15 protein-coding genes and 1 tRNA gene are annotated in these 13721 nt (G+C 59.0%); 9 read left to right on the top strand and 7 right to left on the bottom strand.

Annotated features, from left to right (window positions below; genetic code table 11):
- Positions 1-31 precede the first annotated feature (31 nt).
- The 3 genes from sseA (at position 32) to QA646_RS05875 (ending at position 2007) form a co-directional block, all read left to right on the top strand.
- Positions 32-889, top strand: a complete 858-nt coding sequence (gene sseA, locus QA646_RS05885) for a 3-mercaptopyruvate sulfurtransferase (protein ID WP_283058104.1) — start codon at positions 32-34, stop codon at positions 887-889.
- A gap of 59 nt (positions 890-948) precedes the next feature.
- Complete coding sequence (locus QA646_RS05880; protein WP_283058980.1) at positions 949-1461, top strand: GNAT family N-acetyltransferase; 513 nt, start codon at positions 949-951, stop codon at positions 1459-1461.
- A gap of 72 nt (positions 1462-1533) precedes the next feature.
- The gene (locus QA646_RS05875) at positions 1534-2007 is read left to right on the top strand and encodes a DUF1203 domain-containing protein (RefSeq protein ID WP_283058103.1); all 474 of its coding nucleotides are present in this window, start codon (positions 1534-1536) and stop codon (positions 2005-2007) included.
- Between the two features lie 64 nt (positions 2008-2071).
- Here the strand turns inward: QA646_RS05875 and ald are convergent, their stop codons facing one another.
- Positions 2072-3190: an alanine dehydrogenase gene (ald, locus tag QA646_RS05870; RefSeq protein WP_283058102.1), complete on the bottom strand. Its 1119-nt coding sequence runs from the start codon at positions 3188-3190 to the stop codon at positions 2072-2074.
- Positions 3191-3342: 152 nt separating this feature from the next.
- On the opposite strand from ald, the gene QA646_RS05865 reads away from it, so the two are divergent.
- On the top strand, positions 3343-3804 hold the full coding sequence (locus QA646_RS05865; protein ID WP_283058101.1) for an Lrp/AsnC family transcriptional regulator: 462 nt from the start codon (positions 3343-3345) through the stop codon (positions 3802-3804).
- A gap of 18 nt (positions 3805-3822) precedes the next feature.
- Here the strand turns inward: QA646_RS05865 and QA646_RS05860 are convergent, their stop codons facing one another.
- Positions 3823-4632, bottom strand: coding sequence for an endonuclease/exonuclease/phosphatase family protein (locus QA646_RS05860; RefSeq protein WP_283058100.1), 810 nt, complete (start codon positions 4630-4632; stop codon positions 3823-3825).
- 169 nt (positions 4633-4801) lie between these two features.
- Between QA646_RS05860 and QA646_RS05855 the strand changes: the two genes are divergently transcribed.
- Entirely contained in the window at positions 4802-5161 is a 360-nt protein-coding gene (locus QA646_RS05855) for a PilZ domain-containing protein (RefSeq protein ID WP_283058099.1), read from the top strand.
- 137 nt (positions 5162-5298) lie between these two features.
- Positions 5299-7287 carry a bifunctional 2',3'-cyclic-nucleotide 2'-phosphodiesterase/3'-nucleotidase gene (locus tag QA646_RS05850; RefSeq protein ID WP_283058097.1) on the top strand — a complete coding sequence of 663 codons (1989 nt, stop codon included), beginning with the start codon at positions 5299-5301 and terminating at the stop codon, positions 7285-7287.
- 58 nt (positions 7288-7345) lie between these two features.
- Here QA646_RS05850 and QA646_RS05845 read toward each other — a convergent pair whose 3' ends face one another.
- Positions 7346-8314, bottom strand: a complete 969-nt coding sequence (locus tag QA646_RS05845) for a LysR family transcriptional regulator (RefSeq protein WP_283058096.1) — start codon at positions 8312-8314, stop codon at positions 7346-7348.
- 137 nt (positions 8315-8451) lie between these two features.
- On the opposite strand from QA646_RS05845, the gene QA646_RS05840 reads away from it, so the two are divergent.
- Positions 8452-9066 carry an FMN-dependent NADH-azoreductase gene (locus tag QA646_RS05840; RefSeq protein ID WP_283058095.1) on the top strand — a complete coding sequence of 205 codons (615 nt, stop codon included), beginning with the start codon at positions 8452-8454 and terminating at the stop codon, positions 9064-9066.
- 45 nt (positions 9067-9111) lie between these two features.
- Here the strand turns inward: QA646_RS05840 and QA646_RS05835 are convergent, their stop codons facing one another.
- Positions 9112-9699: a TetR/AcrR family transcriptional regulator gene (locus tag QA646_RS05835; protein WP_283058094.1), complete on the bottom strand. Its 588-nt coding sequence runs from the start codon at positions 9697-9699 to the stop codon at positions 9112-9114.
- 106 nt (positions 9700-9805) lie between these two features.
- Between QA646_RS05835 and QA646_RS05830 the strand changes: the two genes are divergently transcribed.
- Positions 9806-10585, top strand: a complete 780-nt coding sequence (locus tag QA646_RS05830; RefSeq protein ID WP_283058093.1) for an SDR family oxidoreductase — start codon at positions 9806-9808, stop codon at positions 10583-10585.
- Between the two features lie 96 nt (positions 10586-10681).
- Here QA646_RS05830 and plsY read toward each other — a convergent pair whose 3' ends face one another.
- The 3 genes from plsY to ilvA form a co-directional block, all read right to left on the bottom strand.
- Entirely contained in the window at positions 10682-11368 is a 687-nt protein-coding gene (gene plsY / locus QA646_RS05825; RefSeq protein WP_283058092.1) for a glycerol-3-phosphate 1-O-acyltransferase PlsY, read from the bottom strand.
- Positions 11369-11571: 203 nt separating this feature from the next.
- On the bottom strand, positions 11572-11913 hold the full coding sequence (locus QA646_RS05820; RefSeq protein ID WP_283058091.1) for an HlyU family transcriptional regulator: 342 nt from the start codon (positions 11911-11913) through the stop codon (positions 11572-11574).
- 37 nt (positions 11914-11950) lie between these two features.
- Positions 11951-13201: a threonine ammonia-lyase gene (ilvA, locus tag QA646_RS05815; protein WP_283058979.1), complete on the bottom strand. Its 1251-nt coding sequence runs from the start codon at positions 13199-13201 to the stop codon at positions 11951-11953.
- Positions 13202-13603: 402 nt separating this feature from the next.
- Between ilvA and QA646_RS05810 the strand changes: the two genes are divergently transcribed.
- Positions 13604-13688: transfer RNA gene (locus tag QA646_RS05810), tRNA-Leu, on the top strand.
- The last annotated feature ends 33 nt before the right edge of the window (positions 13689-13721 follow it).

Raw genomic sequence — 13721 nt, 5'->3', positions numbered from 1 at the left:
TAAGGCCCGATAAAATCAGGGAGAGACCATCATGACAGCGGAGAAAAGCCGTTTCGTCGTATCCGCCGATTGGCTACAGAGCGAATTGGGCGCCAAGGATTTGCGTATCCTCGATGCATCCTTCTACCTGCCGGCGCAGAAGCGCGATGCCGATGCCGAATATGCCAGCGGCCATATTCCGGGCGCCATCCGCTTCGATCAGGACAAGATCGCCGATCATTCCACCGACCTGCCGCATATGGTGCCTTTGCCGGAATTCTTCGCAGCCGAGGTCGGCAAGCTCGGCATCAGCGAGAGCGATCGCATTGTGGTCTATGATGGTCCCGGCGTCTTCGCATCGCCGCGGGTCTGGTGGCTGTTTCATGTGGTCATGGGCGCTGCGAATGTCTTCGTACTCGACGGCGGCCTGGATGGCTGGAAGGCCGAAGGGCGACCGCTGGAAACTACCCTGCCCGCATATGCACCTGTCACCTTCAAGCCGAATTTCAACGCGGCTCGCGTTGTCCCCTTCGATGAGATGCTCGGGATCGTCGATAAGGGCTCGCTGCAGATCGCCGATGCCCGCAGCGCCGGCCGCTTCGCCGCCACCGAGCCAGAACCGCGCGAAGGCATGCGCTCCGGCCATATGCCGGGCGCAAAAAGCCTGCCGTCCGGCAGCTTCGCGGTGAACGGCAAGTTCAAGTCACTGCCGGAGCTGCGCGAAACGATCGAGAAGGCCGGTATCGATCTTGAAAAACCTGTCGTGACCACCTGCGGCTCGGGAATCACCGCCGCCATCATCACGCTGGCGCTGGAATCGCTCGGCCATGGCGCCAACCGGCTCTATGACGGCTCCTGGTCGGAATGGGGCAGCCGGCCCGATACGCGCATCGTCACCGGCAAAGACTGAGCGGCGCCGTCCCCGTGAAAACCCCATCGTCGCTCAAAGTCCATATCACCCGGCTGGAAATGACCGCGCCGCCCAAGGCAAGCTTGCCCGTGCCCGTCAACATCCAGACGGCAATCATGCGCTCGCCCGGCATTCCCCTGCCCTTTTATCGCTATCTCTACCGCCAGGTCGGCGCCCGCTGGCATTGGGTCGACCGGCTCCGCATGCCCGACGAGGAGCTGACAGCGGTTCTGCACGATCAGCGCAACGACATCAGCGTGCTCTACGTCAACGGCGCACCGGCCGGCTTCTTCGAATATTTCCGCGAGGATGAGGAGACGATCGAGCTCAGCCATTTCGGCCTGATCGAGCACGCTCTCGGCCTCGGCATCGGCAAATGGTTCCTGTTGCAGGCGCTCTACGCCATGTGGACGTTGAGCCCGCAACGCATCACCACCACCACCAACAATCTCGACCATCCGCGGGCGCTTCAGCTCTACCAGATGTTCGGTTTCTCCCCCGTCTCGACCGGCGAAGGCATCGTCAGGCCGCTGAGCGACAAGGAATTGCTGGACTTGGCGAAGAAAGGCTAGCCGCAGGAATCGGGTGGCTTCTCGCGCTATCGCGGCGCATCACAGGACAAATCGCAAAGAAGGAGATTTGTCATGCCCGCCATCGCTTTTGTCGCCATGCCCACCTCGGATGCCGAAAACCTCTGGAATGGCGGCGCGGATGCCTATGGTCACCAACCGGAGACAACGATCTCAGACGGCCCAGGCCATCCCTGCCGCCATTGCCTGCGGAATATCGATGCGGGCGAAGAGCTTTTCGTCTTCGCCTATCGGCCGTTTCCGGAATTGCAGCCCTATGCCGAGACCGGGCCGGTTTTCCTGCACAAAATGCCTTGCCGGCGGTATGAAGCCGAGGAAGTTCTGCCGCCTGTGCTGACCACCAGCCCGGATTTCATCGTGCGGGGCTATAGCGAGAACAATCGCATCGTCTACGGCACCGGCGCCGTGACACCGACCGGTGATATCAAAGCCTATGCTGCTGAACTTCTGGGCCGCGAAGGCATCGCCTATGTGCATGTCCGCTCGGCACGCAACAACTGCTATCAGTGCCGGATCGACCTGATGTAGTCAACAGAAAGAAGCGCCGGCATGCAAGATGTCGACGCTTCCGTTCAACGCAGCGCGATGGGACTTACGCTACGTTCAAGACGCTTTCCGGAGCGAAGGCTTCGTAGCCGAGCGCTTCGGCGACCGGCCTGTTAGTGACGCGGCCCTTGTGGATATTGAGGCCGTTACGCAGGTGCTTGTCCTCGGCAATAGCTCGCAGGCCGCGGTCTGCAAGGGCGAGGCCGTGATAGATGGTGGCATTGTTCAGCGCATGCGCCGAGGTGACCGGAACCGCACCCGGCATGTTGGCGACGCAATAATGCACAATGCCTTCGACCTCATAGGTCGGTTCGGAATGGGTCGTAGCATGAGAGGTTTCGAAGCAGCCGCCCTGATCGATGGCGACGTCGACGATGACGGCACCCTTCTTCATGCCGGATAGCATTTCGCGCGTCACGAGCTTCGGCGCTGCTGCGCCGGGGATCAATACGGCGCCGATGACGAGATCGGCGGCGAAGACCTCTTCCTCCAGGGCCTGAATGCTGGAATAGCGTGTATGGACACGACCATTGAAGATGTCGTCCAACTGGCGCAGGCGCGGCAGTGAACGGTCGAGAATGCTGACATCGGCGCCGAGCCCCGCCGCCATCTTGGCGGCATGAAGGCCGACGACACCGCCGCCGATGATGGCGACTTTGGCCGGCAACACACCGGGCACACCCCCAAGCAGGATACCGAGGCCGCCATTGGCCTTCTGCAGCGCGGTGGCGCCCGCCTGGATCGATAGACGGCCCGCAACTTCCGACATTGGCGCGAGCAGCGGCAGGCCGCCGCGCTCGTCGGTGACGGTTTCGTAGGCAATAGCGGTGACGCCGGAAGCGATCAGGCCCTTGGTCTGCTCCGGATCGGGCGCGAGATGCAGATAGGTGTAGAGAAGCTGGCCATCGCGCAGTTGCGCCCATTCGGAAGGCTGCGGCTCCTTCACCTTCACGATCATGTCGCACTTTGCGAAAATGTCCTTGGCGGTGGCGGCGATCTTGGCGCCGGCGGCGATATAGGCGTGATCGTCGGCACCAATGCCTGCGCCCGCTTTGGTCTCAACCCAGACCTCATGACCATGGGCAACATATTCGCGAACGGATGCAGGCGTCAGGCCGACGCGATATTCATGATTCTTGATCTCTTTCGGACAACCAACGCGCATTTTGCTTCTCCCTCAATGCTTTTTTGGTTTGCAACTGTTCCGTTCTGAATGAGACCACCTTCACTCTGAAATGTCCTTGCAAAGACAATTTGCTGAAGCGGCATTTTTCGTGAATTATTGCGTTAAATCAAAATTTTTCGAAGGATCTTCGAATGCCTGACATAGACACAATCGATCGTTCGATTTTGCACGTGCTGCAACAGAACGCCAGGATCACCAATGCCGAGCTGGCCGAAAAGGTCGGCCTGTCGCCCTCGGCCTGCTCGCGCCGGCTCGACATTCTGGAGAAGAACGGCGTCATTGGCGGCTATCATGCCCGGCTGTCGCACAAGGCGCTGGATTACAAGATGATTGCCATCGTGCACATCTCGCTCTCCGGCCAGTTTGCCAAGACGCTGTCGGAATTCGAAACGGCAGTGAAGCGCTGCCCGAATGTGCTGGTCTGCTATCTCATGTCCGGCGAATACGATTATATCTTGCGTGTCGCTGCTCGCGATCTCGAAGATTACGAGCGCATCCACCGCGACTGGCTCTCCGCCTTGCCGCATGTGGTGAAGATCAATTCCAGCTTCGCGCTGCGCGAGATTATCGACCGGCCGAATGTCGGGCTCTGAGCCGCGCGGGAGGCCCAGCTATCGCAGATCCAGCAGCAAGGCGCGATGATCGGAGACTTCCGGCTCGGCGACGGCGTCGAATGCAATGACCTCCACCGCCGATGTCACCAGCATATAGTCAGCGAAACGCGGCTCCTTACGGTAATAGGAGGTCCGCGTGTCGCGGTGACCGCGCGAGGTGACGAGGTCGGAAAGCCCCAATGCGCTCAGAGCATCGAAGGTTACGCTCCCCGGCAGGACATTGAAATCGCCGCAGACGACGAGCCTCTGATCGCCTTGGTGAACGCGCCGGATGAGTTCCACCAACGCCTCTGCCTGATGGCAACGCGCCGGCGTGTCGCCCTTGCCTTCAAGATCGCGCAGACCATGCATCTGCGCGATGGTGATGGGGAAACCACCTTGGTAATCGAAGATGCGAATGCAATGGGCATTGCGCGATCGCGGATGCGGACCCCAACCGTCGGCTGAAAATTCCCCATGCACGAAACCGGAGGCCTGGCCGATGACCGGATAGGATTTGCGCACAAAAGTTGCCAGACCGAACTCGGACGCGATCAGCCGGTCGCCATCCAAGAGATCGCCCCGCGCCGTCGGGCAGAAAAAGGCATCATATGCCGGAAGAGCTGCGCTGATCTCATCGAAGAGATTGGCCCGCTGCGGAAGCTCGACATCATGATCGCGGTAAACCAGCCATTCGGATGGCGTGTCTGGGGTGCGCCCGACTTCCTGCAAGCACAAGACATCCGCATCGATCCCGACGAGATATCGCATCAGCGGCTCATACAGCAGGCCGCCCCAAACATTCAACGAAACGATGCGCAACGTCATTTCCTCTTGCCACAACTCCCGCCCGAACAGCCAAGCCGGTAGTCGAAACTTTAGAAGGCAATCGGTCCCGATTCGGAACGGATCACGTCAATTTTAGCGACCGTTCTAAGCACCTTTCAACGCCTGCCTGCTATCCGGTGTCGTCAGACACACGCATCGAGGTCAGTCCATGCAGCCGATTTCAAAACCGCTCACCCAGGGCAATCTGAAAATAAAAACGAGGCGTTCGCCGCGCAAGCGTGCCCGTCTGATGGGCCGGGTTCGGTATTTCGCCAAAGCGGTTACCGGCCGCGTTGTCGATATTTCCACCGCTGGCATTGCGCTCGACCTGCAATCACCGATCCATGCCGCCGCCGGCAGCAAGGTCCGCGTCGAATGCGACGATATCGGCATTTTGGACGGCATCGTGCGCTGGACCCATAGCGGCCGGATCGGCATCGAGTTCGATCCCTCCTCCAATGCGGCGGCTCAGGTTGCCTCCTATTTCCGCTTTTTCCACAAAGACATACAGCCGGTTCTCAAACGTTGACGGCTTCTTCGCTCCTTGGCGCCGGGACCACAATAAGCCTGTCATAATAGTGGTGCACACCTTCAAAAATCGTCTTAATCTCCCTCACCCTTCGAGTTGATCGAGGGTTGAGGGATTCATTGTTGAAGGAGTGTTTCATGTCTTCCATTCTGGAATTGCCCAGCATGTCGCGCCGTTCTTTGCTGCAGGGCCTTAGCGCTACGGCTGCGCTCATCGTGCTGCATCCTTTCGCGGCCCGCGCGGCCAGCAATCAGGCACATCTGCGCCTCATGGAAACGACAGACATCCACGTCAACGTCTTCCCTTACGACTATTACGCCGACAAGCCGAACGACACGATGGGCTTGTCGCGCACGGCAACGATCATCGACAATATCCGCGCCGAGGCCACCAACTCACTGCTGATCGACAACGGCGACGTGCTGCAGGGCAATCCGATGGGCGACTACATGGCCTATCAGCACGGCATGAAAGACGGCGACGTCCATCCGGTCATCAAGGCAATGAATACGCTCGGCTATGAAGTCGGCACGCTCGGAAACCACGAGTTCAACTATGGCCTCGACTTCATGTTCAAGGTGCTGGGCGGAGCGAACTTCCCCTTCGTCTGCGCCAACCTGACCAAGGGCCAGCTCGCTTCCGATCCGAAGAAGGACGACCTGTTCTTCAAGCCCTATCTGATCCTCGAAAAGAAGATCAAGGACGGCGCCGGCAATGAGAATACGATCAAGATCGGCTTCATCGGCTTCGTGCCGCCGCAGATCATGCTCTGGGACATCAAGAACCTCGAAGGCAAGGCACAGACGCGCGATATCGTCGAGGCTGCCAAGGCCTGGGTACCCGTCATGAAGGAAGAAGGCGCCGATATCGTGATTGCGCTTTCCCATTCCGGCATCGACGGCAGCGGCCCATCCGAGAAGATGGAAAACGCCTCGCTTTATGTCGCTGCCGTTCCCGGCATCGACGCGGTCTTTACCGGTCACCAGCACCTCGTCTTCCCTGGTCCGAAGACCTGGGACGGCATCAAGGACGCCGATCCGGTCAAGGGCACGCTGCACGGCAAACCTGCCGTCATGGCCGGCTTCTGGGGCTCGCATCTCGGCCTCATCGACCTGCTCTTGGAAAAGGACGGCAAGAGCTGGAAGATCGTCGACTTCACCTCCGAGGCTCGGCCGATCTACCATCGCGACGATAAGAAGAAGGTCATCGCCGACGTTGCCGACAAGAAGGAAGTCGTGGAAGCCGCAAAGGCCGAGCATGAGGCGACGCTGACCTATGTCCGCACGCCCGTCGGCAAGACCTCAGCGCCGCTCTATTCCTACTTCGCGCTGGTGGCCGACGATCCGTCTGTGCAGATCGTCAGCCAGGCACAGCTCTGGTACATCAAGAATATGCTGAAGGAGACTCAGTATAAGGACCTGCCGGTGCTTTCGGCTGCAGCACCCTTCAAGTGCGGCGGCCGCAACGGCGCGGATTATTATACCGACGTTCCTGCCGGCAATATCGCCATCAAGAATGTCGCCGACCTCTACCTCTATCCGAACACTGTGCAGGCGGTCGTCATCAATGGCGCGCAAGTGAAAAACTGGCTGGAAATGTCGGCCGCTATGTTCAATCAGGTTCAGCCGGGCGCCAAGGATGCGGATCTGATCAACAACAGCTTCCCATCCTATAACTTCGACGTTATCGACGGCGTCACCTATCAAATCGACCTCTCGCAGCCGCGCCGCTTCGGCGATGACGGCAAGGTTCTGAATGCCGATGCCAATCGCATCCAGAATCTGCAGTTCGACGGCAAGCCGATCGATCCGGCACAGAAGTTCGTGGTCGTCAGCAACAACTACCGCGCCGGCGGCGGCGGCAACTTCCCGGAAATCGCTTCGGATAAGGTCGTCTACCAGGCTCCGGATACCAACCGCGACGTTATCGTCCGCTATGTCCACGATCAGGGCACGATCAATCCGACCGCCGATGGCAACTGGACCTTCAAGCCGCTGCCGGGCACGACGGTCCTGTTCCAAAGCTCACCCAAGGCCAAGGATTTCCTCGCCCAGGTGAAGAGCGTGAAGATCGAGGAGGCCGGCGAAGGTACCGACGGCTTCCATAATTTCCGGCTGGTTCTTTAGTCCCGGTCGTTCCCCTCTCTCCGCCCCTTCGGCAAGCTCAGGAGCGGAGAGAGGTTTTTCACTCCGCCGCCAATTGCTTGTCGTCCGGATGAAACATGTCTACCGCGGCCTTGAAATCCGCTTTGTTCGGGCACCGCGAAAGGCGTTCGCTGAAGGCTTCGATCATCCAAGCGGCGGCAGGACCGGGTGGATTGGCAAGCTTGTGGACGGCATAGATCGGATATTCACTCTGGTCGTAGGCATCGAGGGGCAGACGCACCAACCGTCCCTTCTGCAGGTCTTCCATGATGAGCGACGCCGGCAGCCCGCCCCAGCCGAGGCCGCCACGCATCAATTGATGCTTGGTCGCGATATCGCTGACATGCCAGATCTTGTACGACAGGACGTTGAAATCTTTGCCATTGGTGAGACCTGAAGCATCGGTCACGACCAACTGCACCTCGTCTCGCACATCGGCAAGCGTCAGCGGACGCCCGATCTGAGCGAGCGGATGATTGGGCGAAGCTACCGGAAGCATGAAGGAGTGACCGATGCGCTCGATGATCAGCGAATCATCCTGATTCGGCACCGCACCGCCAATGCCGATCGTCGACTTGCCGCTGGCGACGAGTTCCATCATCGTGCCGAGTTCGCCGGTGTCGAGCCGTAGCGAGACGAGCGGGAAGCGGTCGCGAAACTCCCTCAAGACATCCACTGTGGCATTCGTCGGCACCATAACGCTGATGGCCACGGCTACTTCCGCTTCAAGGCCCGCCTTCAAACCTTTGACGCGAGCACGCATCACGCCGAGATCGGAGAGAATACGGCGCGCATCCTCCAGCATGGCCCTGCCCGCATCCGTAAGCGTCGGCTGACGGGAGCCGGAACGCTCGAACAGCGGCACCTCAAGCTGGGCCTCGAGATTGGCGATCGTGTAGCTGATGACTGATTGCGCACGATTGAGCGTGCGCGATGCTGCGGAAAAGCTGCCGGATTCGGCAACGGTCAAAAAGACCTGCAACTGGTCCAGGGTCGGATTGGGAAGCATTTGAGGCCATCCATTCTATCGATAATTCCAATCCATATTATCACAGTTTTTTCGATGGCACTGCAGACTTATTTCTCTTTTCGAACGGTAGCCAGTCTCCCTGCTGGCTCTCGCAACCCTTTGAAAAGGAATACATCATGTCCTCCATTCTGCTTCTGACGTCCAGCCCGCGCTCCGACTCGCTCTCCACCAAGATCGCCAGCGAGCTTGCCGACAAGATCAAGGCCCAGAACCCGGGCAAGACGATCGTCCATCGCGACCTCGCCGCTGATGCCCTGCCGCATATCGACGAACCCTTCACTGCCGCCATCCGCACGCCGGCCGACGCCCGCACGCCCGAGCAGCAGGAACTGGTCAAGGTTTCCGACACGCTCGTCGACGAGCTGCTCGCAGCCGACACGCTGGTCATCGGCACCGGCCTCATCAACTTCAACATCTATTCCTCGCTGAAGACCTGGATCGACAACATCGCTCGCGCCGGCCGCACCTTCACCTACACGGAAACCGGCCCGAAGGGTCTCGCGACCGGCAAGAAGGCCTATATCGTGCTCGCTTCCGGCGGCGTCTATTCGGAAGGCCCGGCCGCTCCGCTCAACCACGCCGTTCCCTACCTGAAGTCGGTTCTCGGCTTCATCGGCATCACCGATGTCGAAACCGTCTATGTCGAAGGTCTTGCCTTCGGTCCAGAAGCCGCTGAAAAGGCTATCGGCGCTGCCCAGGCTCGCGCAACCGAGCTGGCACTGGCCGCCTAAGCTTCCCAGTTCTTTGCGAGCGGCCGGTCCCCACCGGCCGCTTTCTTATTTCCCGTCGTCTGTTGCCAGTTCCTTCGCGAAGCTTTTTGCCGCCTCCAGAATTTCCCGGGAAAATTCTTCGTCGTTTGCAACGCGAGCAAGGCCGAGGGCGCCGGTCATCAGGCACGAGGCGATGATGGCGTTGCGCCGCGCATCCGCTGTATCCGGTTGCGGCATGCGCGCGGTCATCGACGCGATGTTTCTCCGTATTCCTTCCGTCGCGATCGCGCGAACGGCATCGCCGCTGCGGGCGATATCAGCCGTCAGCGCAGCATAGGCACAGCCGTCGCCGCGTTGGTCGCGATGGCGAGTGCTGAGATAATCGTCGGCATAATTCTCCAGGGAAATATCCGCCGGATCGATCCCCTTCTCTTCCAATTGCCGCCGCCATGATTCCACGGCCACCTGAACGGCTTCGGCCACCAGTTCGTCGCGGGAGGCGAAATGCTTATAGAAACCGCCGACGGTCAGGCCCGCTTCCTTCATCAAATCGGCAACGCCGATACCCTCGAGCCCCACCTCCCGCAGGCGTTTGGCGGCAAGCGTCACAATCCGCTCATGCGTCTTCTGCTTCTCCAGTTGAGAATGGCCCATCGAAAAATCTCCTGAATCCGTCTTGACGAAGCTGGATTATAATCATAATCCTTATAGCGAACGATCATAATCCAGATCACCGTCAATGCCAATAGGAGCTACGAACATGCGTCTCGAAAACAAGGTTGCCATCATCACCGGCGGTAACAGCGGCATTGGCCTCGCCACTGCCCGCCTCTTCCTCGCCGAAGGCGCCAAGGTCGCCATCACCGGCCGCAATCCGAAGACCCTTGCCGCCGCCGCCGTTGAGGAGCTTGGCGGCGATGTCTTGGCACTGCAGGTCGACGTCACCGACGTTGCAGCCACTGAGAAAGCTTTCGCCGAAGCCGCCGAAAAGCTTGGCAATTTCGACATCGTCTTCGCCAATGCCGGGATTGCCGGCGAAACCGCCGTTGGAAAGACCACGCTGGAGCAGTTCGAGACGGTGGTACGCACCAACTTCACCGCCGTCTTCTTCACGGTGCAGGCTGCATTGCCGCATCTGAATGACGGTGCATCGGTGATCCTGAACGGCTCCGTGCATGCCGTTCTCGGCATTCCGGGCTACTCCGCTTATGCCGGCACCAAGGGCGCCGTCCGCGCCATGACCCGCAATCTGGCATCCGAACTCGCTCCACGCGGCATCCGCGTCAACCAGGTTACACCCGGCGCTACCAAGACGCCGATCTGGAACACGCGGGCGATGACGGAAGAGGCCAAGGATGCGCTGGAAGCGCGCTTCGGCAGCCTGAGTCCGCTTGGCCGCATGAGCGAAGCCGAAGAGATCGCCAGAGCCGCCCTCTACTTTGCATCGGATGATTCGCGGAACGTCACGGCCATCGAAATCACCGTTGACGGCGGCGCCACCAGTGCTCCGTCGGGCACCAAGCTTTTCCGAGCCGCATAGCTGCTATCGGTGCGGGTGTTGCTTTAAGACCTGGGAAAGCAGTGTTGAGATCGTGAACGTCCGATGTTGGCGATCTCGATAGTTCCGGGGTGCATACTAAACTTGCGATCTTGTTTTCGATCCAGGGCCACTTTGCCCCAGACGCGGCTCGATCCCGGCCAGTAGCCGCTGAATGTTCGCGCGATGGCGCACAATCACGTAAACGCCACCTGCGATAACCAGCAACCGGTAGGGTAACGGTTGCTCAAAGCCTAAGACTAGGCCGATCGCAGTCAATGCGGCGAGTATCGAACTCAGGGAAACAATCCGAAAAATAGCCAATGCAGCGCCAAAGACCGTCACAGCACCAAAACCCACGGGCCAGGACATTGCCAACAAAACGCCCAGCCCAGTGGCGACGGATTTGCCGCCTGTTAAATTCAACCAAATCGACCGACTATGCCCCAGCAATACGGCAAGTCCGGCTAGGAAAACGCCCCAAGGCTCCCAGCTCTGCCGATCGAGTGCTGCCGGTGGTGTGACGAACGACAATGTAAAGAACCAAAGATAAAACCAGCGGGCAAAGAGGATTGCCGCCGCACCTTTCAGGACATCTACCAGGAACACCACCAACGCAGGCCATTTGCCGAGGGTTCGCAATACGTTCGTTGCCCCGGTGGATCTGGAGCCATGCTCTCGGATATCAATGCCCTTGAGCAGTTTCCCCGCCAGATAGCCAGTAGGTGTAGAACCGAAGAGATAGGCGACCGCCAATCCAACCACACTCGCTATCGTGAAAATCACGCGTTCACCTCAATGGTCTAATTTCAGACAATCATTTGGTCGTCTACGTCTTTGACCCTATGGGTCGAGCAGGGAAATGACACGTTGCAAAACTCCCGATTGCGCGAAAGTTTGCGACTCAGACGTCACCAAAACGGGGGGCTGCAGAATACGCGACAAAGAGATATTGCCTGATTCCACATTTCGGTCAGGGCTGGCCCGGCTCAGACCTGGCGCACCTTTTCGCCATCTCCAAACAATGACGGACCATTCTGATCGATGATCTGCTGTGCCTTGCGGAAGGTCGATTCAAGCGCGTCGTCTGATGAGGTGAAAACATCGGCGCGGATGAAATTGCGCACCAGCACCTCGCCGTTCACTTCCTTCTCTATCCGGCCCATCAGGCGGAACTGATTGCCTTCGCGTTGCGGCGTCGCATAGATCGTGCAGCCGTTGTACTCTTGCGGCTCGGCGGTGACGGAGGAGCCGCCGGTCTTTTCGGCGCTCGTCGCCGATGCGCCGCCGCCGGTGAAGATCGAGAGAATATTTGACAAGATCGAAGCCATGAATCGCCTTTAGCATGAAGGGCGTGGGGTGGCAAAGTTAAATGATCAGGCTGGCCAGAATGTCGTTCTCTGTGATGTCCTCATAGCCCATGCCGGCGCGCTCGAAATTCTCGACCAGTTGCTTGAAGTTGTCGGGATTTTTCGTCTCGATGCCGATCAGGATGGAGCCGAAATTGCGGGCACTCTTCTTCAGATATTCGAAGCGGGCGATATCGTCCTCCGGACCCAGCAAGTTGAGGAAATCGCGCAGTGCGCCGGGACGCTGAGCCAGCCGCAGGATGAAGTATTTCTTCAGCCCGGCATAGCGCATGGCACGTTCCTTGACGTCCGGCAGGCGCTCGAAATCGAAATTGCCGCCGGAGACGACGGCGACGATCGTCTTGCCGCGAATGCTCTCACGATCCATCCCCTCGAGCGCGGTGATCGCCAGCGCGCCGGCGGGTTCGAGCACGACGCCTTCGACATTCAGCATATCGGTGATCGTCACGCAGATGGCATTTTCCGCGATCAGCATGACCTGCTCCGCCGCGAAATCTTTCAGGGCGGCGAAATTCAGGTCACCGATGCGGCCGACCGCTGCGCCGTCGACGAAATTGTCCACCTTCGCCAGTGTCACCACCTGCCCCGCCTCCATGCTGCGCCTGAGACTGGGCGCTCCTGCCGGTTCGGCAAAGAGGAATGCTTCCTTGGCGAGGCAGTCGGCAAAATAACCGGTGATGCCAGCCGCCAATCCACCGCCGCCGACCGGCAGAACGATGCGGTCGGGCACGACACGCTCCGGCAATTGCTCGGCGATTTCCGCCGCGACCGTCGCCTGCCCCTCAATGATATCGGCATGATCGAAGGGCGGCACCATGACGCCGTCGATATGCTGCACATGTTCGCGTGCCGCCTGGTAGCACTGGTCGAAGAAATCGCCGAACAGCTTGATGGTGATGAACTCACCGCCGAACATGCGGGTCTTGTCGATCTTCTGCTGCGGCGTCGTTACCGGCATATAGACCACGCCCGGCACCCCGAAATGGCGGCAGACGAAAGCAAAGCCCTGCGCATGATTGCCGGCCGAAGCGCAGACGAATGTCTTGCCGGTGCCGCCAGCGGCGATCACCTTGCGGAAGAAATTGAAGGCGCCGCGAATCTTGTAGGAGCGCACCGGCGTCAGATCCTCGCGCTTCAGCCAGATGTCGGCACCATAGCGAGCGGAAAGATGCTCGTTCAATTGCAGCGGCGTTGCGGGAAAAAGGCCACGCATGGCCTCGGTGGCATCGAGAACATCCTGCTTGTCCACGGTCTTGGTCCGTTCTTGTTCAATCATCTGCCTTCGCTATGACACAGGAAAGATGACTTGAGAAAGCCTGTTTAGCGCGGTTTCGGACCTGCCGGAACGATATTCCAGCAATCGCGGGATCTCGTACCTGATGGCCGCATCCCCAAATTCTGCGAATTGACAGCGCCGTCGCGCCTGTTTCCAATGGAGACAGCCATCATGATGATGGTTAGAGGCCCGCTCCAATCCGGTTCATTCGGTGCCGGCGGGCTTCGCTTGTTACCGATAATGCCGACATCCTTGTCAGGGTATTCAAAGAGCAGAGATCATCATAACGTCATCTCGGCTGGCGGACGCAATGCAAAAATCTGCGTTCCGAACGCTTCCCAAATCAGACCTTGCAAGATATTGAAATCGCGAAACGCGGACGTGGCGAAACTGGTAGACGCAAGGGACTTAAAATCCCTCACCTTCGGGTATACGGGTTCGACCCCCGTCGTCCGCACCATACTAAAAATATTGATATAAACTGCTTAAAAAT

Origin of the sequence: Rhizobium sp. CB3090 (genome assembly GCF_029714285.1) — a bacterium.
Classification (GTDB): Bacteria; Pseudomonadota; Alphaproteobacteria; order Rhizobiales; family Rhizobiaceae; genus Rhizobium.
The sequence above is the reverse complement of the archived record's forward strand: the minus strand, read 5'-3'. Positions and strand labels throughout refer to the sequence as shown.